The organism is Acinetobacter sp. C26M, assembly GCF_023702675.1.
Taxonomy (GTDB): domain Bacteria; phylum Pseudomonadota; class Gammaproteobacteria; order Pseudomonadales; family Moraxellaceae; genus Acinetobacter.
This window is the reverse complement of record NZ_CP098478.1, coordinates 2,967,202-2,990,128: the sequence shown is the minus strand read 5'-3', so window position 1 is coordinate 2,990,128 and position 22,927 is coordinate 2,967,202. Positions and strand designations below refer to the sequence as shown.

The following is a 22,927-nucleotide window of genomic DNA, read 5'->3' as shown; positions in this document are numbered from 1 at the left end:
ATTATTTAGCTCATATCTAGTTATATTTAATACAGATGATATACCAATTCCTTAAACCATTAGGTGTCTGTACTCGAACTTCATCATCTACGGACTTACCCAAGCAAGCTTTCGCCATAGGTGATTGGAGAGAAATATAGTCTTTACGACCATAAATTTCTTCATCTCCCACAATACGAAATTTAATAGTTTCGCCTTCGTCATTTTCTAACTCAACCCATGCTCCAAAATATGCTTTCCCATCTTGTTCAGAGCTATATTCAACCTTATGCGCGACTTCAAATAGTTTGGTTAGGTATCTGATTCTTCGGTCTATTTCTCTTAATTTTCTTTTGTTGTAGTGGTAATCTGCGTTCTCCGACCGATCGCCTAAACTTGCTGCCCAGGATACAATTTTTGTAATCTCAGGGCGTTCCTTACGAACCAAGTCATTAAGTTCATCTTGTAAACGTTGATATCCTTCAGCAGTTAATAATTTGCGGTTCATGATAAATATTCCAAAGCTTTACGCAATGCATCTAGAGTTGCTACCTTAAATACAGGTAGGTTCTTTTCATCTACTAAAGCTCCGTATTCAGTAGTTTTCAAGTTCCACTTTTTTTGGAAGTCAGATGATAGTAAATATTGCAAAGCTCGTACTTCTTGATCTGTTAATTTAAATGATTGGTCTGATATCATATGCTTATGGTCATAAATATCAATTCTTTGTTTTGGGGGAATAATTTCTCGGAGCATCTGTTGTGCTTCTTTTAGCTCTGAGGCCATGATCCTAATCAATAATTGATGCTTAGGATTGTCAATTTCGGAAATCCAATCAGTTTCTTGTTTAGAAAGTTTTTTAAGCTTCTTCTTGTTGGATGAAGAATCAGCAAATGCTTGGATCAAAGCTCGGTATTTTTCACCTGTTTTATTGCGAATACTTTGTGCTTGGGGAACTCCACGTTTGCATCCTAATTTTGCAATTGTAGAAATAGAAAAGTCATATATTCCTCGTTCTTGTTGTTCCATGCAAATATCATAAATAGCTGTCAATGTTTGCTGTATTTTGCTTGAAGAATCGCTTTTTAAATGTTCAAGTAGTTTTTCAGGACTCATGTTTTTAGCCCTCAATAAGATTCTTTGAATTCGTCATGATAAGTTCAATATCTGACTTCGAAATTTGTTCAGTGTCTGCTAATTCTGTGAATTTGATACGGCAGTCTATTACCTGTTGGACTTTATCCCAAGTTTTTAATCTGTTCATTAATAATTTAAAAATTTGGTTTCCTGCCATGAGTTGCTGTTCTTTAGTGAGAGTGAAAAGGCTAGGCATAATTTCATTAAACATAGCCATTCTATCAATCAATTGTGTTCTAGGATAAATTGCCTGATCAGCATTACATGATTTATAGATTACTGCATTCTCACAGACTTCCTGAAGTTGCTGATAATGATTGACCTCCTCCATTTCAATAATGAGTTCTGCATCTCGCATCGTAATGAGAGATAGCTCGTTTGTACTTGTATCAGAGGGATTACTATTTATTAAGTTATGACAACGAGTTATATGCCCATATGTTGCTTGGATATCACATAGCAACATATCTAATTTCTTCGCTGTTAACTCATATTCTGATTCAAAATTGCGTAATTCAGTTTCGAGCTTAGGGCGTTGTGTTTTACCTAAGAATTCTTGTTGTTTGAGATTTGCTATATATTCTTCTTGCTCTAATTTATTAATTTCATGATTTAGTGAAGTAATTTTCTTTTGTAATTGGCTACATGCATCTGATTGAGTATTTGCTTGTAGTAAAATTTCATTTGCAATCGCTAGAAGTCCACCTAAGAATGCTGGTCCAGTAATAAAATGTCTGCATCTAATACAATTTTGAATCCCCAAATAACCTTGAGGGGTCGGGGTATAGAATGAGCTACTTTGAATTAATTCTCCACCATCTTGGCATCTTGATGCTGCAAAAGGGCAAATACCATAGTCTCTAAAAATATAATTTCCAGCTGGTATATCATTATTTAATGCTTGTAATAGTTCAGCGTTACTGCCAACTAGTTGATTTTTGATATCTTCAATTTTGTTCTGTTCAATTGTATGTTGAATTGCTTCAGCTTCATTCTTTAATATAACTTTTTCACTTTCTTCTAGCTTCGTCCTTATGTCCTGTTGAGAAACTTTGCAGTAATAAATGGACATAATTACTGAACTATGCCCAACAATTTTCATAACTATCTCGATAGGCATGCCCATCTCTATGACATATGCTGTTATGAGGCTTACACGCATACTATGTGGGGTATATTTTGATTTATATGCACCTATTGTTGCTGGATTACCTTCAAGATTTGATAAGTTAAGATTAGTAGGTTGTATATAGTAAAGAGCGGTTGCTAATCGAGGTGTTAATGCATTAGACACCGCTGCCGGTTCAAAATCCCCAAATCTTCTAAATAAAAAACAATTTATACCTTTAGATTTTCTTTGTAACTCATTTAAGTTAGTTCTTTGGCAATCTAACCAAGTGCTAGGGGCCTTAATAGCATTATACTTTTGCTGCCATTTTCTTAATTTTATTAGCCAATATGCAAGATCTTCTGGAATCCAGGGTACGGTATAACCTAATCCATTATTATTGGTTTTATTGGTAGTAGTGAACATACCCAATTGTCCATCTGGCATACGTTTTATAAAGGATTGCTCTTTGGTCAAGCCAGCAAATAATGACGGATTTTCTATCCAGATAATTTGATTATGTTCATCAATATCAGCAATGTACTTATCGGCTTCACCAGAGTCGTTATAAGCAATTTGCCTACCCCTCAATGGCACCTTTGTTAAAGCATATGTATGTATCCAATCAATTGGACACCACAAATAGTATTGATCATCTATTTTTTTGTAGATGCAATCCTTGTCATTAGGGTCAATCAAGTTGGAATTAATCTTAACCCAGTCAACATCAAATTTTTGTAAGTGGGCCAGATCTCTGAAATTCTTTGCTGTTACGGGAATAATCCAATTTTGTACTTTTTTAACAAAATGATACTGTAAGCAAGGTTTGGTTGTTTCAGAGCGTAAAGAGGAAGATGAAATATTCTGTTGAGCTAATAATAGAGTAAAGGGATTACGTGCATTATCAACGCGTACAATTTCTCCTGTATCTTCATCTTCAATAGTCAGGTCATTATTAATGATATAATCAAGAAACTCGTTTACCGCAATCACAAGTTTTCTTCTCATATGATCAGATTCGCAATTTTCAAGAATATTTCGAAAGGGTTTAACGTCGAATTTTTTCTGAACTAGAAAAATATGAGGAGATTTACTTTTATCAAATCTTTCTATGTATAGACGTACAAATCGACATAAATGACTTTCTTTTGTACCTCCACCTCGAGCTACTTTCATAAATTCAATTATTTTAGTAGCCCAGTCATGATACTCATAAGAAATAAAATCGGGCTTAAAGGGTTCCTCTTTTCCTAAGAATTTAAACCAATTCTCCCATTCATCTCCATAGCTACCTTGTGGATCAAGTGGTATTGATGAATCATTTTGTTTGTTAACAAAGTCTTTATATTCTTTTGCATTCTTTAGGTTTTGTGCATGAATAATTTTCTTTAAATCTAGATAAGTAATAATTTCTGGAATATCAAAAAAGTCCTTATAGCTTATCCATTCATCATAAATACGTTCAGGATGTGCTGGTAAATTATGCTGACGATAGCTTTTCTTATAAATAACAGAATTTGTAATCCCTAATTGCTTACAAGTTTTTTTCAAGTCTTCAAAATTTGGAAAGGGTGAATAAGAGGTTGCAACTCCTGACTTACTAATATTTCTTAGATTGAAGTGTTTTATCATTTTATGCCTCTTAATTTTTCTTTGACTTCTTCTAGCGTTGGTTTGATATAGACTAAACAGGAGATAGGACTTTTATGATGCATTGCTTTTTGAATTGCTATTTGATCTAGACCCGCTGTTCTAGCCCTGAAGCCGTAAGCATGTCTATGGCCATGTTCACTTGTACCAAGTTCTTTTTTACATTCTAGGCCGATTCGTTCTACTGCATTTTTATGAAGTCTTTGGAAGTTTTTAATTGTTTCTGGTGCTCCTAAGCTATTAGTAAATGCAAAAGGGTGGGGATTATTTTTTGGCGGCTCAACACGTTGATATTTTAAGTAGTTTATCCAAACTGCTAGAAATTCTCGTGCTTTTTCAGGTGGGTTAAAAAGTACTTCAAAGTAGCCATCTTTAGAAGTTAATAACGGTGTCTTCCAGCCTGAGTATAATCGTTCAGAAAATGAGTAGGTGTTTCTTGGCTTATATGATGTTTTGGAAATAAGATACTCTTGCCTATTTCTATAATTTGGATCAGGTGAACTTCCTATAATTGGATGATAAACACGAACCAAAGCTTCCTTCGAATGATTCGGGTGCAAAGTAATATCAGAAATGAAAAGGTGAAAAACCTCGCTTTTTCTTAACCCTCCATAATTCATAAGCATTGTAATAGCTTGTGATTTATAGTCGAATAGCCCATTTTTCTCAAAACCTAAATAGAGAAGCTTTTCGATTTGGTTTTCAGGGAAACGGATTGCATATTCCGTATCATATTGATTTTCTTGTAATGAGCCAACTAAGCGCACTTGTTGTTGGGTAAGATTTGCTTTGTCTTTATTTGTTAAATGGTTTAGGAATACATTTGCTTGTTTGTGGTAATAGGCACACCAATTAAGGCGTTCCTCATAGCTGGTTGCTTTACGAAAAGGGTTAACTCTTGGAGAGTTATATTCATCTTGTAGAGCTAAGAAGTCAGTATAGTGTGTGATGTGAAATAATAAGTTATTAGTGTCAGTGATAGTTCTAGGTCGCCAATAAAGATCGAGAGGATCAGTAAGGGTTTTATAATTGATTGTCCCTGTAGCTAGAGATTCTGTAAATGATTTGAGTAGTATCGTAGCACTTTCAATATTCGGAACGGCATTGATATATTTCAGCAAAAGCTGCAAAGCGAAACTTGAGCGTTCTTTCCAAGCCTCACTTTTTGAGTTGAACCAAGCTAAATACCTTAAGTGAGAAATCACCACACCTTTTTCAGTAAGGATCGATGGTAACGTTAATACTCTTCTTGTAGTACAGTCAGTGTAATTTACATAAATCTTTCGAACATAAGGCATATAATTTTTAGTACATATTATTGGGTGTTTAATTATTAGGCTAACAATATTTGATCAATTGTCAATTTGATTGGGTTGTAAATAGTATGTTTAGTCATGGGGTTATAATATCAATATAATAAACAAATACTTAGAAAGATAGATCGTCGAGTTCGATACTTGGGAAAACGTTTAGAAGAATTAAAAATTGTCGATTATGTACCTGAGCAGGAGGGAAAGGTCTACTTTGGTGCTTGGGTAGACATTGAAAATGATGCAGGGGAGCAAAAAAAATTGCGTCTCGTGGGTATTGATGAAATCTACGATCATCATCCACAACATATTTCGATTGAGTCACCCATGGCTCGTGCTTTACTTGGGAAACAAGTCGATGATGAAGTTGAGGTACACACGCCATTGGGAAAAAAACTGTGGTATATCAACTCAATTCGCTATGAAAAACCTGAAAATTCTTAAAATTACAGCAGGTTGATTTTATTTTGAGCGGTTGATGCATTATTTTGAATAAAAGATTTGCCAAGTTGAACTTTTATTTATATGATAGCCGCCATTGGAAGCGTGGCAGAGCGGTTTAATGCACCGGTCTTGAAAACCGACGAGGGTGTGAGTCCTCCGTGAGTTCGAATCTCACCGCTTCCGCCAAATACGAAAAAGCCCTTATGAAAATAAGGGCTTTTTTATTTCGCTGTGTTTTAGATTAACAGTTTAGTTGCAATCGCCCACATCATAAGTCCAACAACAACATCTAGAATTCTCCACGAACTTGCCTTTTTAAACCAAGGCAATAAAACTCTGGCGCCATAGCCTAAAGCGAAAAAGAAGATCCATGAAGAAAGTATAGTTCCAGCTGCAAACAAGTACAGATGATCTGCAAACTGAACTGAAATCGAACCAACCAGAATCACGGTATCTAGATAGACATGTGGGTTTAGCCATGTGAAGGCCAAACACATACCAATAATTTTAAATAGTGAGTCTTTTTCAATTTCACTGGGGTTAAGTGCTGAGCTATTATTGATGGCTGAATAAAAGTTTCTAAGGCCATACAAAAATAGAAAAGCAGCACCAAAGTACTTGGCAATGGTAACGATCAAGGGGAAGTCAATCACGATTTTTGAAAAGCCCATGACCCCTAAATAAATCAAGATAGAATCTGAAAGCGCACAGATCAAACAAACCCAAAAAACATGTTGTTGCTTTAAGCCTTGTTTTAGAACAAAAGCATTCTGCGCACCAATGGCTAAAATTAAAGAAAAGCCAATACCAAGCCCATAGAAAAATGCAGTCATATTTTGGTTCCTCGATCTTATAGGGGTGTGTTGGCTTTGGCTGGGAAAGAACTTACAGATGCTTAGGCAAAGGCAGTCCGTCTAACGCTTAAATCAAGTGTTAGATGCTTTTTTTCCATTAAAAAATTTACTGTTTGCTATTATCTTTTTTTATTTATAAAAGTCAGTAAAATTAAGATTGTTTTGGTTTGGCTAAATTTTTTTAAGGTTTGATATTGAACACTAAATAAGGTGAAGCATCTTTTGCTATCGCTGGAAAGGGATATTGTGAATAGACTGCTATGAGGCATTCAGAATAAAAGCCAATGGTTTGTACGTTGGACTTTAGCTACAGCATTATTTAGCTGAGATTGATATAACTGAATAAGTGTTTAGATGTTGGTTTGTGCAACAAAGCTGCTTAAATATAGTTGTCCGAATTACCCCCCTTGTTTTTCAATTATTGCCCTTACTTTCAGAATTTTTTTAGATCAAAATTATAAACAATCGACACAGGAAGTGTTCGAGGAATATCCAAGCAAAAATTTTAAAAATAATGAAGTGAGTCAGGCATGGACCTCAATCATAATATTCAAGGTGTAAACAGTCTGATGCTCGGCAAAACAAAGAAAGTGATTGCGCTCGGTTTTGCGACACAGGGTCTTGGCTACGCGACCGTGATGACTGCACTCCCCACAATAAAAAGTCGATTCAGACTTTCTGATGATCAGTTATCGCTGATTATTCTGGGGGTATGTATTGCAGCAGCGCTTGGTTCAATTTTAGCGGATCGCATCGCAGTCAAGCTTGGCTCACGACTGGCCGTTGTGACTGGTTTTATTTTTGAGGCGATAGGAGTAGCAATTGCTGCATTTAGTCCAAATATGATCCTCATGATTGCCAGCTTTTTGCTTTATGGGCTTGGACTAGGCTGTTTAGATGCGGCACTAAATATGCAAGCAGTTATGATGGAGCAACGGCTTGGTAAAAGTGTATTTGGTGGTTTCTTTGCTTGTTATACCGCAGCTGCATTTTTAGGGGCATTAATTATGTCAGCCACAGTTTCAACTGCACTCGGAGCAACGACAGCATTATGCATTGCAGTGGTGATCGCATTTATCACCTCTCAGCTCTCTAGACACTGGTTATTTGAGCAAAAACAATGCTCAGAAATAAATCCTCAAGAGAAACCTGCGATTCCATATCAACAACTTCTTATTTTTGGGCTGATTATTTTGATTGTGTTTACTGTCGATTCTGCAATCAGTACATGGAGTTCAATTTATCTCAAAGATGTCTTGGCAAGTTCGGCAACGATTGCTCCTTTGGGATATGCCGCTTATCAAATTGGAATTTTACTCACCCGTTTAAGTCTTGATTATTTACTGCAATTTAAAACAGCGACATGGATTGCCTTGGTCACGCTCCTGATTGGAGCATTCGGATGTGCATTGTCTGGAATAAGTCATTCATTAGTGACCGTTATTTTGGGCTTTGCATTGGCTGGTGTTGCAGTAGGTGCTTTGGTTCCACTTACATATTCTGCTGTAGGTCGCTTGGACGAAAGTCGACGCGATGAAATTATTGCTCGTGTTAATATTTTTAATTATGGCGGTGCAGTAGCAGGTGCGGTCATCGTTGGGCTGTTGGCTACACCTTTTGGTTATGCGCCGTCCTTTATTGGTTTGGCATTTGCCTTACTCAGTATCATTTATTTGAGAAAAAGACTGGTTTAATCTATATCAATCAGGACAAAGCTATTTTGTGCTGATTGTGATCATCTTTTTTTATTTTTAAAATTTAGTTAAATTAAGGTTGTTTTGATTTTTCTAAATTTTTTTAAGGTTTTTATGCTGGACAATAAACAATGTGAAGCCTTCTTTGCCGTTGCTGAAAATGGAAGCTTCGAACAAGCAGGCACCAAGCTCTGTATTACTGCATCAGCGGTGACATTGAGAGTCCAAGCACTTGAAAAAGAGTTAGGCCAATTACTGCTGATTCGTGGTCGTCCTTGTGTCCTAACACAAGCAGGTCAGCAGATCTTCGAACATATACAGCACATCCGACGTTTAGAACAAAACTTACTCCATGGTTTGACTGGTGGAGGAGAATCACATTTTTTCAAGACTGTGATTGGTTCAAATGAAGACTCTTTAGCGACATGGTTGCTTCCTGCATTAAAGGATGTGTTACTCAAAGAAAAGATTGCAATTGAGCTGAGAACGGATGATCAGTCACATACCTATTCATTATTAGAAAAGGGGACGGTGAGTGCCTGTATTTCGATTGAAGATCAACCCATGCGCGGTTGCCGTGCGCAATATTTAGGTTTGATGCGTTATCAAATGATGGCGACAGAGCAATTTAGACGGAAATGGTTTGCAGATGGCATACATCGAGAAACTTTACGTGCTGCACCAGCCATTATATTTAATGAGAAAGATCGCATGCATTTTGATCTTCTTGAAAAACACTATGGATTGATGAAAGGCACTTATCCCTGTCACTTAATTCCATCATCGGAGTCTTTTGTGACCGCGATTAAATTGGGGTTAGGGTATGGCATGGTGCCTGAGCTGCAACTGAATATTGAAAATAAAGCAGAAGTATTGGTTGGGTTATTGCCTGATATTCGAATTGATATTCCACTGTATTGGCATCATTGGGATCAACAATCAAAGCCATTACAGCTTTTGACTGAGCATATTGTAAAACATACTCGATTAATTTTGGCCTAAGACGAGAGAATAACAATAAAAAATTATTATATCGTGTATGGTGTCAGTATTTTAAACACATGGGTTTACACTGCTTCTAAAACGTTTAATTAGTGTAATGAAATCTAAGAAATATTTAGAAGCAATGTTAAAACAAATCAATCCTGATTATTTTATTGGAAGATAATAATTAGAAAATCCTAGAGCTTCCAATATATTGTTTAGAGACATTATTTAAAGCAGTTAATATACGGCTAGCATCTTTCGTGTTTAATGCTTCATTGAGCTCATGCATATACGCTACAATTTGTGCTTTTACTTTGTCTGCGAAAACTGGCGTGACCGCTTGATCTTCATAGAGTAGGACATAGTTTTTTGCAAAACCATAAATGAGAAATAAAGCATTGTGTTCAAGCGGGTGCTCAGCAGCAGCAATGGCTTGTTCGCATTGACATTTTAATTGTTGGTAGGCATCCGTTCCATTTGGAAGAGTTTGAAACGTTTCAAATATAGATTGGAAATTCATTTGAATTACTCGCTCAAAAAGAAAATCTACAGATGATTGAACTAAAAATCAAGGAAAATTTATTATTTTTTATGATGAGTTATTTATGCAATGATTCAGATTATTTTGCTTTAAAGGATTAAATAGTTTATTGGCAGATTTAGTTTATCTTTGCGAAAAAGTTGAATATAGCAATGATGTCACAGATTTGTTTAATGTTTTTTACATTTCCAATACTAGTCATATACATGCTGTACAAATCAAAAAGTGTCTTAATATGGGAAAATGGTAACAATTATTTGATTTTGATCGTTTTAGGTGATGGTTGTGAAGAATATTTTATTACCCGCTATTTTGGTATTTGGTTTGGTTGGTTGTACTTCTATAACAACAATGACTCCTGCTCAATTTAACCAACTCGCTGCAACGCAAATTCCTTTTGCTGGAAGTTGGGCGGGTGAAGTGGGGCCTTCCTCTGCTGTCTTGCAGTTAAGTCGTCAAGGGCACGGCATATTTTGTATAGACGATGGTAAAGACGTCATGTCATACAATGTCAAACTGATTGATCAAGTGTTGTATAGTGACAAAGGGGTTAAGTTTAAGGTGAAAGAATTAAATAACAGTAATGCCAAGATCCATATGAGTTTGTTAGGTCTAGGTGTGACTTTTGATCTAAATAAAGATGATCAATTACAGCGTGTGACATCGGCTTGCAAGCAAGCCCTGAATTAAGTTTGTATATAATTTTAATCACTTATACCTATACACACGGTATTTAAAATCTCCGCAGATGAAAGAGAGTGTTATGTTTTCTCCTTATATTCATGCGTTTGCATTGTTTTTCTCATTACTCAATCCCTTCCTGATGAGTGTCTATATGGTAGGCATGATTCGTAATACCGATGCAAAGGTATTTAGTAAAGCCTTGATACAGGGCAGTTTAATTGCCTTTGGGGTGTTTATTCTATTTGCCTGGGGCGGTGAGAATATTTTCAGTCGCTATTTGAATGTTCGTTTCGAATCTTTTCAAATTTTTGGTGGCCTAATTTTCTTGGTAATCGGATATCGTTATGTATTTCAGGGTGCAGAAACGATTGGGGAAATGCGTGGTGCGCCTGAACATCTGGCTGGTACCATTGCGATGCCATTTATGATCGGTCCAGGCACAATTAGTGCAGCGGTGGTTACAGGGGTGAGTGTACCTTTTACGGGTGCAATGGCCGTTATTGCAATTACCTTGATTTTAACCTGTAGTATTTTGATCCTGATGAAATTTGGTCATGATCATCTACGTTATAAACATGCAAAATATATCGATCGCTATTTTGATATTGTTGGGCGTTTATCGGCTTTGCTGATTGGTACGATTGCAATTGATATGATTGTAAACGGTATAGTTGGTCTGATTCGTTCAGCCAATCTAAGTTAATTATGTCCTAGCTTGATTTTATATGGCTGATATTGAAGCTGTTTTTTATTTCATTAATCCTCTAGTTTGAATAGGGTATCTGGATAAAAACAGTTTCATTGTCATTATTTCGAATTGAATGATAGTGCGATTATAAAAATAATTGATGATTTTTTATGGTTTTGCGCATATTTTTACGCGCATGAATGAACGATAATAACAATGTTGCATTCTCAATGAGCTCTCATGTATCAATTAGATCAAGCAAACCAAGCACCTGATGACCAGTCAGAGTTGACGATGACGGTTTTAATGACACCTGATATGGCAAACTTTTCAGGTAATGTTCATGGTGGAACTATTCTCAAGTTGCTCGATCAAGTCGCCTATGCATGCGCCAGCCGATATTCAGGTAGCTATGTGGTCACCATGTCGGTTGATCGCGTTAATTTTAAAGAACCCATCTATGTAGGTGAATTGGTAACTTTTCTTGCCAGTGTCAATCATGTCGGCCGTACTTCAATGGAAATCGGTATTCGTGTTGAATCCCAAAACATTCAGAAACGAACGATTCGTCATACCAATACTTGTTATTTCACCATGGTTGCCGTGGATGAACAGCGTAAACCAAAAGAAGTACCACAGTTAAATTTGGATACAGAATGGAAGCGTTGTCGTTTTGAAGCTGCTGAGCAGCGTAAGGCAATACGTTTGCAAGAAGTTCATCAACCTTCATGCAGTGTTTTTAAGAAAACGACATAGTACTCAGTTTTTTAATATACAGCTGATGCAAAAATAAAAGATCGAACCGCAGCATGGTTCGATCTTTTTTACATTTGTAATGAAATAAAGTTTAAATCATTAAAAATGTGGGTCTAAAGGTCTGGAGGAACCTTGAGATCTGATTAGTTTGTTGGTGCTGGTGTAGATGCAGGTGCTTCAGTAGTTGTCGCATCAGCTGCAGCTTGACCTTGAGTTTCAGGTTGTTCTTGAGTTGAAACAACCACTCTTTCTTCAGTTTGTTGCTCATTTGCTGGTGCTGCAAATGTAGACGCTGCTGCAAGAGTAAGTGTAGTTGCAAGAAGAGTTTTGATAAGTTTCATGTTTGGCATCCTTAATTTAATAAAATAACAACCTCAATACGATGATTCGGTTAATCCAAATCTCTCAATTTCGGCATGAGGTCCATGCTATGTGCCAAACGTTGTTGCGGCAATATTCTTAACAATCTATTACGCCTATCTTAACAATATGAAATATTGAATCGCCTTATGTAGTTACTATGTAAAACATCATGAAGAAATTAAGGATGAAAATGTATGTAAATATGTTTTTTAGATTAAAAAACGAGCAGTTTTTTTACGTGTTTTAAACACGATATGCGCTTCGGTGAAAAATCATTAATTGAATAAACCATTTATATTTCACATTTAAATAAGAATTTTAGATTTAATTTGTGAGATATATCTCCTTATTTTTATAAAATAATGTTTTGGTCTAATTGTGTGGAAAATCATTCTTTATTTTATTTCATCAATTTTTCGCTTTAGAATGAAATAAATTTTCAATGCGAGTCGATCGTGAAGGTTGTTATTGCTCCCAAAACAGTGCCCACGCATATTATTTCTGGCTTTTTAGGGGCAGGGAAGACCACATTATTACAGCATTTGCTCACTCAAAAGCCTGAGCATGAGGTTTGGGCAGTTCTCATGAATGAGTTTGGACAGATTGGGGTAGACCAACAACTGATTACCCAGCAGCAAGGTTATGCGGTGAAAGAGTTGCTCGGTGGTTGTTTGTGCTGTAGCAGTCAATTGCCGATGCAGATAGCACTTTCGCGCTTACTCAGTGAAAGCAAACCTGATCGTTTATTTATCGAACCCACGGGTTTAGGGCATCCAGCGCAATTATTGGAACAACTGACTGAACCGCATTGGCAAACAAGCTTGGCAATGCGTGCTTTGGTGATTGTTGTAGATGGGAGTCGTCTGCATGATCAGGATTGGGTCAAACAGAATTTATATACCGATCAACTAAAAGCAGCACAGGTTGTGGTGTTGTCGCATATCGACTGTATGACAGCAGCAGATCATCAAGCCTACGTGACTTTAAAACAAGAATATGAAACCTATGTCCAGTATTGGATTGAAGCTGAAAATGGGCAGGTGGATATTCAACAATTGGATATTCAGCAGCAACCTGTTCAACGTAAGATTCAACCCTTATTAAAGTTACAACAAGCGCAAGCAGCGACTGAACAGCTATCAGAAATTAAGCAGCTTCCATATCACTATGTAGAAACAGCTCAGGGTTATACAGTGGCGGGTTGGAAGTTACCTAAGCGTTGGCAATTCAACTTTTATGAACTATTAGATTTATTGTGTGCGCAACAAGATTGGGTGCGAATTAAAGGAATCTTTAATACAGATCAAGGTTGGAAAAGCTTTAACTTTAATCCACAACAGTTTAACTATAAGTCGGCTGAAGAGAGCATCGATAATCGAGTTGAAATCATTTGCCAATCAACACAGGATTGGTTAGCTTTTGAAACACAATTATCGCATTGCCGTATAGATCCAATTGATGATCAAATCGCACATGCTCCTCGGTAAAATAGAGTATGCTTAGCGCCAAATTTGAGAACATTGTATTTAAGAGTTTAGTTTATGGCGTTAAAGGCAACAATATATAAGGCAGACCTCAATATTGCCAATATGGATGAGCATATCTATGCAGATTATCAGCTTACACTTGCTCAGCATCCTTCTGAAACTATTGAACGTTTAATGGTTCGTATTCTGGCTTATGCACGTTTTGCTGATGAGCGTTTAGAGTTCACCAAAGACTTATTTGAAACAGATGAGCCAGCGTTATGGCAAAAAGATTTGACTGGGCTATTAGAGCAATGGATCGAAGTGGGTTGCCCATCTGAAGATAAAGTGAAAAAGGCGAGTGCACGTTGTAAGAATGTTGCAGTTGTGACTTATGGTTCTCAGTCAGATGATTGGTGGCAGAAAAATACCAAGATTAAAACCTTAAGCAATGTGCAAGTGTGGCAATTGACCCCACAAACTACGCAGGCACTTGAGGGCTTATGCGAACGTACCATGCAATTGCAGCTGAATATTATGGATGGCGAATGGACATTGTTAAGCGACAAAGGTCAGGTCGACATTCAGTGGCAACAATTGCAATAATTTAGCTTGAGTGATTTGGAGAGATAGAAATGAGTGTAGAATTAGGAATTATTGATTTAAAAGTTGGCGAAGGTAAAGAAGCAGTTCGTGGCGCCTTGATTACGACTCATTATACCGGTTGGTTGGAAGATGGAACCAAGTTTGACTCATCATTAGACCGTGGTAATTACTTTGAAACGGTGATTGGTACTGGACGTGTGATTAAAGGTTGGGATCAAGGCATTATGGGTATGCGTGTAGGTGGAAAGCGTAAATTGATTGTCCCTGCACACTTGGCTTATGGCTCACGTAAAATGGGTAAGATCATTCCAGCCAATGCCAATCTGACTTTTGAAATCGAATTGTTTGATGTAAAAACACGCGACGAATAACCGGTTTTACTATTCAAAAAATAAAGCGATTTGGTCTATTTTTAGACGAAATCGCTTAAAAATCATAAGTATAAAATAATATTGCTAATCATATAATAAGGTTTTGATTTTTAAAAATATTTCTTTTATCTGAATTTTATTGCAGTCTAAGAAAAAAATATTGATTCTCTATATACAGTCCTGTATATCTTTGAGTTAAAAGAGCAATTTTTCTACGACCTTGATTTTGATGAAGCTGTATTTAATCTAAGGCTATGGAATTTTGCACTTTCGGTCACTATAAGTTGACGGGGGTAGTCACTGATAGTTTCTCCATTATAAAAATTCGGCAAAAAAAGTAACGGTAAGAATTTGAGTGAGTAGAGGTTGATATGAATGATTATTTGGATATCACTGCATCAGAATTATTAAAAGAGCTGGATCATTTTTTTCTGATAGATACCCATGATGGGGCACAGACTGGTTTTTGGGTCAATGAGAAAGCCTTAATTGATAAACATTATTGGATTGATGGGGATTATAAAATTGAAATCCTTAGATCATTGCAGCCTTCACACCAGTATGCGCCACATGATTATAAAATCACCCGTTTAGCAATGGGTGAAAATGATAGCAATGTGGTGCTACTGGAATATGATGGGGTACATAAAAAAATTCAGACCTTTCGCCGTGGCGAATGGGTGAATCGTCTGAATAAATATTTTTATCAAAAAGAACGCCACTATTTACAGCAGCTTGCAGATCATCCGAATTTCCAATCAATTGAGTACTAATTCTTTTTTATCGTGATTGAAAGTTCCTGATATAGATTTATATATCAGGGACTGTGCTTATTAAAAAATATTCAATTAAAGTGTGATTGATTTCATAAAAAATACATTTAAGTTTATTTTCAGCTTTTAAAATTATAAATACAATCCGTACTTCCAGCTGACCATCAAAAACATCTTATTTGTCCATAAAATTGTAAGATGATGCAGGCATGATCTGCGAACAGCGAATTTCTAATCTTGAGACGATATCTCTATGACAACACGTTTAGTGTCCCCGACGTTAAAAACTTTTTTAGGTCTAGTGTTTGGGGTGGTTGCTAGCACCACAACTTTTGCGGCAAATCCAAAAATCGATGCAACCACATTGACCGTCATTGGGTATCACGAAATTACAGATCGAAAAGATGCATTGATTCCAAGCTATGCAGTAACTGCGAAGCAGTTTGGTGAGCACATCGACTGGCTGAAAAAGAATGGTTATCATTTTATTAATGTTGATCAATTAATTAAGGCACATCAAGGCAAATATAAGTTGCCCAGTAAACCTATTTTACTGACCGTGGATGATGGTTATCAGTCGTTTTATCAAAATGCATATCCGATTATTCGTGCCAAAAAGATTCCAGTAGTTTTGGCTGTCGTTGGTTCATGGTTGGAGCCTAAAGCAGGGCAGAAAGTTGATTTTGGTGGTGAGCCGATTGAACGCAATAAAATCTTAAGTTGGGATGAGCTGAAGGAAATGCAAAACAGTGGTTTGGTTGAAATCGCCAGCCATAGTTATCATTTACATCAAGGGATTAATGGTAATCCACAGGGTAATCTAGAGCCTGCTGCGATTACGCGAATCTATGATCCTAAAACTAAGAGTTATGAAAGTGATGCGGTATATCAAGCCCGTGTTTATCAAGATTTAAAAACCAATAATGATCTTTTAAAAGCACATGGTTTACGTTCGCCACGTGTCATGGTTTGGCCTTATGGTCGTTATAATATGCAATTGGTACAAACGGCTAAGCAGCTGGGTATGCCGATTACCATCACTTTGGATGATGGGGCAGATCATGCCAAGCAATCGCTACAGAATATGAGCCGTATTTTGATTCAGGGCAATATGTCCACCAGTGCTTTGGCGCAAGAGATTAAGAATCGTGAATTGAATCTGAATGACAACAATCGACCGCAAAAAATTATGCATGTCGATTTAGACTATATTTATGATCCAGATAGCAAACAGCAAGAACGTAATCTCGATCATCTGATTGACCGTATTAATGGTATGGGCGTAAATACGGTGTATTTACAGGCCTTTTCTGATCCTGATGCCAATGGTTCTGCTGATATGGTGTATTTCCCAAATCGTCATATTCCAATGCGTGCAGATTTGTTCAATCGAGTGGCTTGGCAGATTCAAACTCGTACTCCAGTGCAGCGTCTATATGCATGGATGCCACTTTTGGCTTGGGAACTGCCTAAGACTGATCCAGTATCGAAAGACTTAGTGGAAACCCAACAAGCAAAAGCGGGTGAGCATTTGAATATGGGCTATATTCGTCTCAGCCCATTCTCGCCAGAAGCACGTCAGACCATTAAAGAGATTTATCAGGATCTTGCTAAATCAACACCATTTGATGGGCTGTTGTTCCATGATGATGTGACCTTGTCAGATTATGAAGATGCCAGTCCAGATGCGTTGGCAGCGTATGCCAAACAAGGTTTACCAACAGATTTAGCGAAGATACGTGACAATGATACGGACTTGCAAAAATGGACAGCGTATAAAACACGTTATCTAGATGATTTTGCCATGGAGCTCGCAGGGGAGGTTCGTCAATATCAGCCATTCCTCGTGACTGCACGTAATCTTTATGCACAAGTGGCTTTAAATGCCTATGCGGAAAACTGGTACGCTCAATCCTTAGAACAATCCCTGAATCGTTATGACTTTACAGCGATTATGGCGATGCCTTATATGGAGCAATCGGACAATCCAGCTAAGTTCTATTCAGATATCATGAATCGTGTGAAGCAGTATCCAAATGGGATTAAAAAGACCGTGATGGAGTTGCAAGCGGTGAATTGGCGCAATGATCAAAAAGTGCCGTCTGAAGAAATGGCAGCGACGATTAAGTCTTTATATGAGCAAGGCGCAATGCACGTGGCGTATTATCCAGATGATCCGATCAAAGGGCATCCAGATGTAGAAACCATACGTAAGGCTTTTGGTCTAAAATCATCTCAATTAGTACCATAGTCGAGTAAGGTAGATGAGTTGGATTGCTTTATTGTGGTCATATGCCATTAAGTTTGTTTTTTACTATCCACTATTTATGTCGTATTTGTGGATGGTTGGGGCAATTATTTTTTACTGGAAGGAGCGTCAAGATCCTCCCTATCAGCAACCCGCAGCTTTGCCTGAGTATCCCAAAGTCGCGGTCTTAGTACCGTGCTTTAATGAAGGGGACAATGCCGAAGAAACCATTAGCCATGCACTGAAATTGGATTATCCCAACTTTGAAGTGATTGCGATTAATGATGGCAGTTCTGACAATACGGGTGAGGTGTTAGATCGATTGGCCATGCAGTATGAAAAATTACGTGTGGTACATTTGGCGCAAAATCAAGGCAAAGCAATGGGGTTACAAGCAGGTAGCTTGATGACCGATGCAGAATTCCTGATCGGGATTGATGGGGATGCTTTGCTTGATCCACACGCAGCGAAGTGGATGATGCGGCATTTCTTGGAAGATCCAACCGTTGCCGCAGTCACGGGTAATCCGCGTATTCGTACACGTTCGACTTTGCTCGGACGCATTCAGGTGGGGGAGTTTTCTTCAATTGTCGGTATGATTAAGCGCGCACAACGTACTTTTGGTCGTTTATTTACCGTATCTGGTGTGATCACCGCCTTTCGTAAAAGTGCTGTCCATCAAGTTGATTATTGGTCACCGAATATGTTGACTGAAGATATCGATATCACTTGGAAATTGCAACGTGCTGGTTGGGATGTGCGCTTTGAGCCCAATGCCTTGGTGTGGATTTTGATGCCTGAAACTTTAAATGGTTTATGGAAACAGCGTTTACGTTGGGCTATGGGTGGGGCACAGGTTCTGGTTAAAAATATTGATGTGTTTTTAAAGCCTAAACTTAATTTTTTATGGCCTTTGATGTTTGAGCTGTGTTTGACACTCATTTGGTCATATTTGATGCTTATTATGGCGGTGATCTGGTTATTGCATTTTATCTTTGCAATCCCAGCTCTCGCTGTGGTGAGTTCACCATTTTTACCATACGGTAGTGGAATTTTATTAGGTGCGACCTGCTTAATTCAGTTTGCTTTAAGCAAATGGATGGATAGTCGTTATGAGCCAAACCTAGGGAAAAATTATTATTGGATGATTTGGTACCCGTTTGTGTTTTGGTTGATCACGATTACTGCTACAATCGTCGCCTTTCCAAAGGTGCTGTTGCGTAATGATGAGAAACGTGCCCGTTGGATTAGCCCAGATCGTGGAATTCGTTGAATCGGAAAGATTCATTTTGCTGAGTAATAAGCAATGAAAGCTGACAGTTTAATTATTGATGTACGTCGCCAACTCCCATGGCATAAACGTTACTTCTCGACTACTACCACCGCAATGATGTGGGCGGGGTGGTTATTGTTATGGCGTCCGTTTATTTTGGTATGGGTGCTGGTTGAGTTGCAAAAAACGCATATCGCACAACGTTTAATGTCCGCATTTAGCGACGGCATTGAGCATGGTGTAACCGCATTATTTATGTGTGCAGTTGCATTGTTGTTGTGGGGTTTTTTGCCAGCAAAACGTGTGCATCAAAAGCATGCTGTTGAAAAGACCTTACCTGATTATGCGCGTTATTTTGAATTACCTGAGCAAGAAATTCAGGTAGGGCGTCAGCAGAAGGTTAGCATCGTACATCATGATGAAAATGGTAAAATTATTCGCGTCGAATAATTACTTATTGTTCTAGATCAACAATATTGAATGCCTTAATTTTTTTAATTAAGGCATTTTTTATTATATGTCCTTAAATTTTAGGCATAAAAAAACCAGCTTAGGCTGGATTTTTATTTGCACCATCTTTCATTAGTTGGAAGATGGTGCCCGAGGCCAGACTCGAACTGGCACGCTTTGTGGGCGGGGGATTTTAAATCCCCTGTGTCTACCGATTTCACCACTCGGGCATGTGCGCAATAATAGAGGACACTTTAAAACTTGGCAAGAGCAAAACAGATTATTTGCTTTCTTTTCAATCAATTCATGTGCTTATCTGATGAAAAATAAGCATTGTCATATAATTTTAATGATTCTTTCATCAAATTGAGATCAAAGCTTCATCAAAGCTAATTAATTTAAGTCATTTATTTATAGTGATAAAAGTTAAGGTAGCTATCCAAATGACAGCAAAAATTTCACGACGGGAACTTATTCAAAAAAGTCTATTCGGTTTCGGGGCGTTGTCTTTATCTGCGGGTTTTACGGGGTGTAACGACAGTTCAGATCAAGAGACAACAACATTACAAGTGAATTTTGAACATGGGGTTGCCAGTGGTGATCCCTTGCAAGATCGTGTGATCTTATGGACGCGCTTGACACCAAGCGACAGTAGCGCACGTTTACAAGTAACTTGGGAAATTGCTTTAGATCAGCAATTCAAGCAAATTATTAAAACGGATAAGGTAACGACTTCGGTTTCACAAGATTTTACCGTGAAGGTTGATGCGACAGGTTTGAAACCGGATCAAAGCTATTTCTACCGTTTTATTTTCGGTGATAAGAGCTCGCCTATCGGGCAAACCAAGACTTTGCCAAGCAGCACGACAAAAGTCAGTTTTGCGGTATGTTCATGTTCAAACTACCCAGCAGGTTATTTCTATGTGTACCGTGAAATGGCCAAGCAGAATGTCGATGTAGTGATTCACCTTGGTGACTACATCTATGAATATGGTGCAGATGGCTATGCAGCAGAAGATGCAGCTAAATTGGGACGAAGCCTAGCTACAGATAACAGTAAAGAAATTATTAAATTAGATGATTATCGCAAACGTTATGCGCTGTATCGTAAAGATAAAGACTTGCAGGCCTTGCATCATCGTCATCCATTTATTGTGATTTGGGATGATCATGAGTTAGCCAATGATGCATGGCGAGAAGGGGCTGAAAATCATCAACCGAATGAAGGACCTTTCCTTGATCGTAAATTGGCAGCTTTGCAGGCCTATTTTGAGTGGATGCCAATTCGCCCTGTCGATGATCAACACACAAAGATTTACCGCCAGTTCGATTTTGGCAATCTGGTTCAATTGACGATGTTGGATACGCGTATTATTGCGCGTGATGAACAGTTGGATTATGCCAATTATATGACAGCGAATGGTTTGGATATTGCAAAATTCCAAGCAGATCTCACTAATCCAGCGCGTACTTTAATGGGCTATACCCAACGTGATTGGCTGATTGGAAAACTGCAACAGTCAACAGCAACTTGGAATGTGCTTGGTCAGCAAATTTTAATGACCAAGATGTTGGTTCCTGCAGAACTGCTGCTTGCCTTAGCTGAGATTACCGCAGGCAATCCGAGTGCAGATACTTTAAATAAGATGAATGCCCAAATCACTGAATTAGTAAAATTGAAAATTCGATTATTACAAGGTGATCCTAGTTTAACTGCACAAGAAAAAGCGCGTGTTTTGACAGTTGCACCTTATAACCTAGATGCATGGGATGGTTATTTTGCTGAGCGTGAGATTGTATATGGCACTTTGGCACAGTTAAAGAAAAAAGTAGTGGTACTGGCAGGGGATACTCATAATGCGTGGTCATCGAATTTATACAGTAAAGATGGTGCTTTTGTCGGGGTAGAATTGGCAACTAGTTCGGTGTCTTCGCCGGGTTTGGAAAAATATTTAAATATTCCACTGGCGCAGCTTCAACAGTTTGAATTTGCATTTACGACTTTGATTGATGAGTTGAATTATTGCAACTTAAATCAAAGAGGGTATTTGGTTGTTCAATTTGATGCAGCACAAGTTCAATCGCAGTGGATTTATGTGGATTCGATCAAAAAGCCTGAATATGTGATTGATAAAACCCGAGGTTATCAATTAAGTTTGGATAAAAACCTATTGCCAGTAAAAACAGGACAGCAAGTGGCTTAAGTTTCAAAAGTGGTAGGGAGGCCAAGTCAATGAACTTGGCTTTTTTATGATCTGCTCTTAAATTTTAGACATAAAAAAACCAGCTTACGCTGGATTTTTACTTGCACCATATTTCAGTAGCTGAAAGATGGTGCCCGAGGCCAGACTCGAACTGGCACGCTTTGTGGGCGGGGGATTTTAAATCCCCTGTGTCTACCGATTTCACCACTCGGGCTTTACCAATGGAGGCGGAGGTCGGAATCGAACCGGCGTACACGGAGTTGCAGTCCGCTGCATGACCACTCTGCCACCCCGCCATCTCTTGGTGATGCACATATTAGCAATCTTTAAAAAAAAAACAATAGTGTTTATAGCGAATATGCACATAAAAACAACATCTAAAAGAATATTGCTCAAATTATCATGTATTATTTACGCAATTGATTCATACCCACTTTGGAGATGCGCTGTGGCATTGGTTTTAGACGGTCGTGCATTAGCAAAACAAATTGAAACGGATTTGTTGGTACGTGTAGAAGCATTAAAAGCAAAATCGGGGCGTACCCCAATCTTGGCAACTATCTTGGTTGGTGATGATGGCGCATCTGCAACTTATGTGCGTATGAAAGGCAATGCTTGCCGCCGTGTTGGCATGGACTCATTAAAAGTTGAACTTCCAAAAGAAACCACAACTGAACAATTATTGGCTGAAATTGAAAAATTAAATGCTAATCCAGATGTACACGGAATCTTGTTGCAACATCCAGTGCCTGAACAGATTGATGAAAGAGCGTGTTTCGATGCGATTTCATTGGCGAAAGACGTTGATGGCGTGACTTGCTTAGGTTTTGGTCGTATGGCAATGGGCGAAGCGGCATATGGTTCAGCAACTCCTGCTGGCATCATGACTATTTTGCAAGAAAACAAAATTGAAATCGCTGGTAAGCATGCGGTTGTCGTGGGCCGTTCTGCTATTTTGGGTAAACCAATGGCGATGATGTTATTACAAGCCAATGCAACTGTGACGATTTGCCATTCTCGTACTCAAAATCTTCCAGAATTGGTAAAACAAGCCGATATTATTGTTGGTGCAGTCGGTAAAGCTGAATTGATTCAAAAAGACTGGATCAAACAAGGTGCTGTTGTAGTTGATGCGGGTTTCCATCCACGTGATGGTGGTGGTGTTGGTGATATCCAATTGGTCGGTATCGAAGAAATCGCTTCTGCTTATACCCCAGTTCCTGGTGGTGTAGGGCCGATGACGATTACGACTTTGATTCGCCAAACGGTAGAAGCCGCAGAAAAAGCTTTAGGTTAATATTTTAGCCCCTCTGAATAGAGGGGCTTTTTTAAAGAATTAAA

General features: G+C 38.1%; 21 protein-coding genes, 4 tRNA genes and 1 pseudogene. 16 read left to right on the top strand and 10 right to left on the bottom strand.

Annotated features, from left to right (window positions below; genetic code table 11):
* Nucleotides 1–16: 16 nt before the first annotated feature.
* Genes greB through gmtY form a run of 4 tightly spaced genes read right to left on the bottom strand, consistent with a single transcriptional unit; the run spans nucleotide 17 to nucleotide 5,172 of the window.
* A complete protein-coding gene (gene greB / locus NDN11_RS13650) occupies nucleotides 17–487 on the bottom strand; it encodes a transcription elongation factor GreB (protein WP_251109955.1) in 471 nt (156 codons plus the stop codon).
* Nucleotides 484–1,095, bottom strand: a complete 612-nt coding sequence (gmtX, locus tag NDN11_RS13645; protein ID WP_251109954.1) for a gamma-mobile-trio protein GmtX — start codon at nucleotides 1,093–1,095, stop codon at nucleotides 484–486. Before gmtX ends, greB begins: the two co-directional genes overlap by 4 nt.
* Before the next feature lie 4 nt (nucleotides 1,096–1,099).
* Nucleotides 1,100–3,856 (bottom strand): gamma-mobile-trio integrase GmtZ, encoded by a 2,757-nt coding sequence (gmtZ, locus tag NDN11_RS13640; protein WP_251109953.1) that lies wholly within the window; start codon nucleotides 3,854–3,856, stop codon nucleotides 1,100–1,102.
* Complete coding sequence (gmtY, locus tag NDN11_RS13635) at nucleotides 3,853–5,172, bottom strand: gamma-mobile-trio recombinase GmtY (RefSeq protein ID WP_251109952.1); 1,320 nt, start codon at nucleotides 5,170–5,172, stop codon at nucleotides 3,853–3,855. The genes gmtZ and gmtY overlap by 4 nt, the downstream gene beginning before the upstream one ends.
* Before the next feature lie 108 nt (nucleotides 5,173–5,280).
* Here gmtY and NDN11_RS13630 point away from each other — a divergent pair.
* Nucleotides 5,281–5,628, top strand: a pseudogene (locus tag NDN11_RS13630) (GreA/GreB family elongation factor); the annotation flags it as partial.
* Between the two features lie 96 nt (nucleotides 5,629–5,724).
* A tRNA-Ser gene (locus tag NDN11_RS13625) sits at nucleotides 5,725–5,814 on the top strand.
* A 50-nt stretch (nucleotides 5,815–5,864) separates the two neighbouring features.
* Here NDN11_RS13625 and NDN11_RS13620 read toward each other — a convergent pair.
* Nucleotides 5,865–6,461 carry a LysE/ArgO family amino acid transporter gene (locus NDN11_RS13620; protein WP_159882427.1) on the bottom strand — a complete coding sequence of 199 codons (597 nt, stop codon included), beginning with the start codon at nucleotides 6,459–6,461 and terminating at the stop codon, nucleotides 5,865–5,867.
* A gap of 551 nt (nucleotides 6,462–7,012) precedes the next feature.
* Between NDN11_RS13620 and NDN11_RS13615 the strand changes: the two genes are divergently transcribed.
* Complete coding sequence (locus NDN11_RS13615) at nucleotides 7,013–8,176, top strand: MFS transporter (RefSeq protein ID WP_251109951.1); 1,164 nt, start codon at nucleotides 7,013–7,015, stop codon at nucleotides 8,174–8,176.
* A gap of 114 nt (nucleotides 8,177–8,290) precedes the next feature.
* Entirely contained in the window at nucleotides 8,291–9,178 is an 888-nt protein-coding gene (locus NDN11_RS13610) for an ArgP/LysG family DNA-binding transcriptional regulator (RefSeq protein ID WP_251109950.1), read from the top strand.
* Between the two features lie 169 nt (nucleotides 9,179–9,347).
* Here the strand turns inward: NDN11_RS13610 and NDN11_RS13605 are convergent, their stop codons facing one another.
* The gene (locus tag NDN11_RS13605) at nucleotides 9,348–9,683 is read right to left on the bottom strand and encodes a hypothetical protein (RefSeq protein WP_167250811.1); all 336 of its coding nucleotides are present in this window, start codon (nucleotides 9,681–9,683) and stop codon (nucleotides 9,348–9,350) included.
* Between the two features lie 300 nt (nucleotides 9,684–9,983).
* Here NDN11_RS13605 and NDN11_RS13600 point away from each other — a divergent pair, with 300 nt between their 5' ends.
* From NDN11_RS13600 to NDN11_RS13590, 3 genes are all read left to right on the top strand, one after another.
* The gene (locus NDN11_RS13600) at nucleotides 9,984–10,394 is read left to right on the top strand and encodes a J517_1871 family lipoprotein (RefSeq protein ID WP_251111549.1); all 411 of its coding nucleotides are present in this window, start codon (nucleotides 9,984–9,986) and stop codon (nucleotides 10,392–10,394) included.
* Nucleotides 10,395–10,467: 73 nt separating this feature from the next.
* Nucleotides 10,468–11,091: a MarC family protein gene (locus tag NDN11_RS13595; RefSeq protein WP_016541197.1), complete on the top strand. Its 624-nt coding sequence runs from the start codon at nucleotides 10,468–10,470 to the stop codon at nucleotides 11,089–11,091.
* A gap of 225 nt (nucleotides 11,092–11,316) precedes the next feature.
* A complete protein-coding gene (locus NDN11_RS13590; protein WP_167250809.1) occupies nucleotides 11,317–11,832 on the top strand; it encodes an acyl-CoA thioesterase in 516 nt (171 codons plus the stop codon).
* A 143-nt stretch (nucleotides 11,833–11,975) separates the two neighbouring features.
* Here the strand turns inward: NDN11_RS13590 and NDN11_RS13585 are convergent, their stop codons facing one another.
* Nucleotides 11,976–12,173 (bottom strand): hypothetical protein, encoded by a 198-nt coding sequence (locus tag NDN11_RS13585; RefSeq protein ID WP_167250807.1) that lies wholly within the window; start codon nucleotides 12,171–12,173, stop codon nucleotides 11,976–11,978.
* 477 nt (nucleotides 12,174–12,650) lie between these two features.
* On the opposite strand from NDN11_RS13585, the gene NDN11_RS13580 reads away from it, so the two are divergent.
* From NDN11_RS13580 to pgaD, 7 genes are all read left to right on the top strand, one after another.
* Complete coding sequence (locus NDN11_RS13580; RefSeq protein ID WP_251109949.1) at nucleotides 12,651–13,682, top strand: CobW family GTP-binding protein; 1,032 nt, start codon at nucleotides 12,651–12,653, stop codon at nucleotides 13,680–13,682.
* 54 nt (nucleotides 13,683–13,736) lie between these two features.
* Nucleotides 13,737–14,267 (top strand): YaeQ family protein, encoded by a 531-nt coding sequence (locus tag NDN11_RS13575; RefSeq protein WP_251109948.1) that lies wholly within the window; start codon nucleotides 13,737–13,739, stop codon nucleotides 14,265–14,267.
* 29 nt (nucleotides 14,268–14,296) lie between these two features.
* Nucleotides 14,297–14,638, top strand: a complete 342-nt coding sequence (locus NDN11_RS13570) for an FKBP-type peptidyl-prolyl cis-trans isomerase (protein WP_251109947.1) — start codon at nucleotides 14,297–14,299, stop codon at nucleotides 14,636–14,638.
* Between the two features lie 371 nt (nucleotides 14,639–15,009).
* Nucleotides 15,010–15,411 (top strand): hypothetical protein, encoded by a 402-nt coding sequence (locus NDN11_RS13565; protein ID WP_167250803.1) that lies wholly within the window; start codon nucleotides 15,010–15,012, stop codon nucleotides 15,409–15,411.
* Between the two features lie 253 nt (nucleotides 15,412–15,664).
* The gene (gene pgaB / locus NDN11_RS13560; RefSeq protein WP_251109946.1) at nucleotides 15,665–17,662 is read left to right on the top strand and encodes a poly-beta-1,6-N-acetyl-D-glucosamine N-deacetylase PgaB; all 1,998 of its coding nucleotides are present in this window, start codon (nucleotides 15,665–15,667) and stop codon (nucleotides 17,660–17,662) included.
* A gap of 13 nt (nucleotides 17,663–17,675) precedes the next feature.
* Entirely contained in the window at nucleotides 17,676–18,932 is a 1,257-nt protein-coding gene (gene pgaC, locus NDN11_RS13555; RefSeq protein ID WP_251109945.1) for a poly-beta-1,6-N-acetyl-D-glucosamine synthase, read from the top strand.
* Nucleotides 18,933–18,965: 33 nt separating this feature from the next.
* On the top strand, nucleotides 18,966–19,382 hold the full coding sequence (gene pgaD / locus NDN11_RS13550; RefSeq protein ID WP_167250799.1) for a poly-beta-1,6-N-acetyl-D-glucosamine biosynthesis protein PgaD: 417 nt from the start codon (nucleotides 18,966–18,968) through the stop codon (nucleotides 19,380–19,382).
* Between the two features lie 144 nt (nucleotides 19,383–19,526).
* On the opposite strand, the gene NDN11_RS13545 is transcribed toward pgaD, so the two are convergent.
* Nucleotides 19,527–19,612 (bottom strand) — tRNA-Leu (locus NDN11_RS13545).
* A gap of 213 nt (nucleotides 19,613–19,825) precedes the next feature.
* Here NDN11_RS13545 and NDN11_RS13540 point away from each other — a divergent pair.
* Nucleotides 19,826–21,586 (top strand): alkaline phosphatase D family protein, encoded by a 1,761-nt coding sequence (locus NDN11_RS13540; protein WP_251109944.1) that lies wholly within the window; start codon nucleotides 19,826–19,828, stop codon nucleotides 21,584–21,586.
* Nucleotides 21,587–21,714: 128 nt separating this feature from the next.
* Here NDN11_RS13540 and NDN11_RS13535 read toward each other — a convergent pair.
* Nucleotides 21,715–21,800, bottom strand: a tRNA-Leu gene (locus tag NDN11_RS13535).
* 8 nt (nucleotides 21,801–21,808) lie between these two features.
* Nucleotides 21,809–21,882 (bottom strand) — tRNA-Cys (locus NDN11_RS13530).
* Between the two features lie 152 nt (nucleotides 21,883–22,034).
* On the opposite strand from NDN11_RS13530, the gene folD reads away from it, so the two are divergent.
* On the top strand, nucleotides 22,035–22,883 hold the full coding sequence (gene folD, locus NDN11_RS13525) for a bifunctional methylenetetrahydrofolate dehydrogenase/methenyltetrahydrofolate cyclohydrolase FolD (protein ID WP_167250795.1): 849 nt from the start codon (nucleotides 22,035–22,037) through the stop codon (nucleotides 22,881–22,883).
* Nucleotides 22,884–22,927 lie beyond the last annotated feature (44 nt).

Bases quoted from the DNA above. Each gene is read 5' to 3' on its own strand.
- NDN11_RS13540 (WP_251109944.1), top strand. From the start codon at position 19,826: ATGACAGCAAAAATTTCACGACGGGAACTTATTCAAAAAAGTCTATTC.
- NDN11_RS13590 (WP_167250809.1), top strand. From the start codon at position 11,317: ATGTATCAATTAGATCAAGCAAACCAAGCACCTGATGACCAGTCAGAG.
- NDN11_RS13575 (WP_251109948.1), top strand. From the start codon at position 13,737: ATGGCGTTAAAGGCAACAATATATAAGGCAGACCTCAATATTGCCAAT.
- NDN11_RS13595 (WP_016541197.1), top strand. From the start codon at position 10,468: ATGTTTTCTCCTTATATTCATGCGTTTGCATTGTTTTTCTCATTACTC.
- NDN11_RS13585 (WP_167250807.1), bottom strand. From the start codon at position 12,173: ATGAAACTTATCAAAACTCTTCTTGCAACTACACTTACTCTTGCAGCA.
- NDN11_RS13600 (WP_251111549.1), top strand. From the start codon at position 9,984: ATGGTTGTGAAGAATATTTTATTACCCGCTATTTTGGTATTTGGTTTG.
- NDN11_RS13615 (WP_251109951.1), top strand. From the start codon at position 7,013: ATGGACCTCAATCATAATATTCAAGGTGTAAACAGTCTGATGCTCGGC.
- gmtX (WP_251109954.1), bottom strand. From the start codon at position 1,095: ATGAGTCCTGAAAAACTACTTGAACATTTAAAAAGCGATTCTTCAAGC.
- NDN11_RS13565 (WP_167250803.1), top strand. From the start codon at position 15,010: ATGAATGATTATTTGGATATCACTGCATCAGAATTATTAAAAGAGCTG.
- gmtZ (WP_251109953.1), bottom strand. From the start codon at position 3,856: ATGATAAAACACTTCAATCTAAGAAATATTAGTAAGTCAGGAGTTGCA.
- pgaD (WP_167250799.1), top strand. From the start codon at position 18,966: ATGAAAGCTGACAGTTTAATTATTGATGTACGTCGCCAACTCCCATGG.
- greB (WP_251109955.1), bottom strand. From the start codon at position 487: ATGAACCGCAAATTATTAACTGCTGAAGGATATCAACGTTTACAAGAT.
- NDN11_RS13570 (WP_251109947.1), top strand. From the start codon at position 14,297: ATGAGTGTAGAATTAGGAATTATTGATTTAAAAGTTGGCGAAGGTAAA.
- NDN11_RS13610 (WP_251109950.1), top strand. From the start codon at position 8,291: ATGCTGGACAATAAACAATGTGAAGCCTTCTTTGCCGTTGCTGAAAAT.
- gmtY (WP_251109952.1), bottom strand. From the start codon at position 5,172: ATGCCTTATGTTCGAAAGATTTATGTAAATTACACTGACTGTACTACA.
- NDN11_RS13605 (WP_167250811.1), bottom strand. From the start codon at position 9,683: ATGAATTTCCAATCTATATTTGAAACGTTTCAAACTCTTCCAAATGGA.
- pgaB (WP_251109946.1), top strand. From the start codon at position 15,665: ATGACAACACGTTTAGTGTCCCCGACGTTAAAAACTTTTTTAGGTCTA.
- pgaC (WP_251109945.1), top strand. From the start codon at position 17,676: ATGAGTTGGATTGCTTTATTGTGGTCATATGCCATTAAGTTTGTTTTT.
- NDN11_RS13620 (WP_159882427.1), bottom strand. From the start codon at position 6,461: ATGACTGCATTTTTCTATGGGCTTGGTATTGGCTTTTCTTTAATTTTA.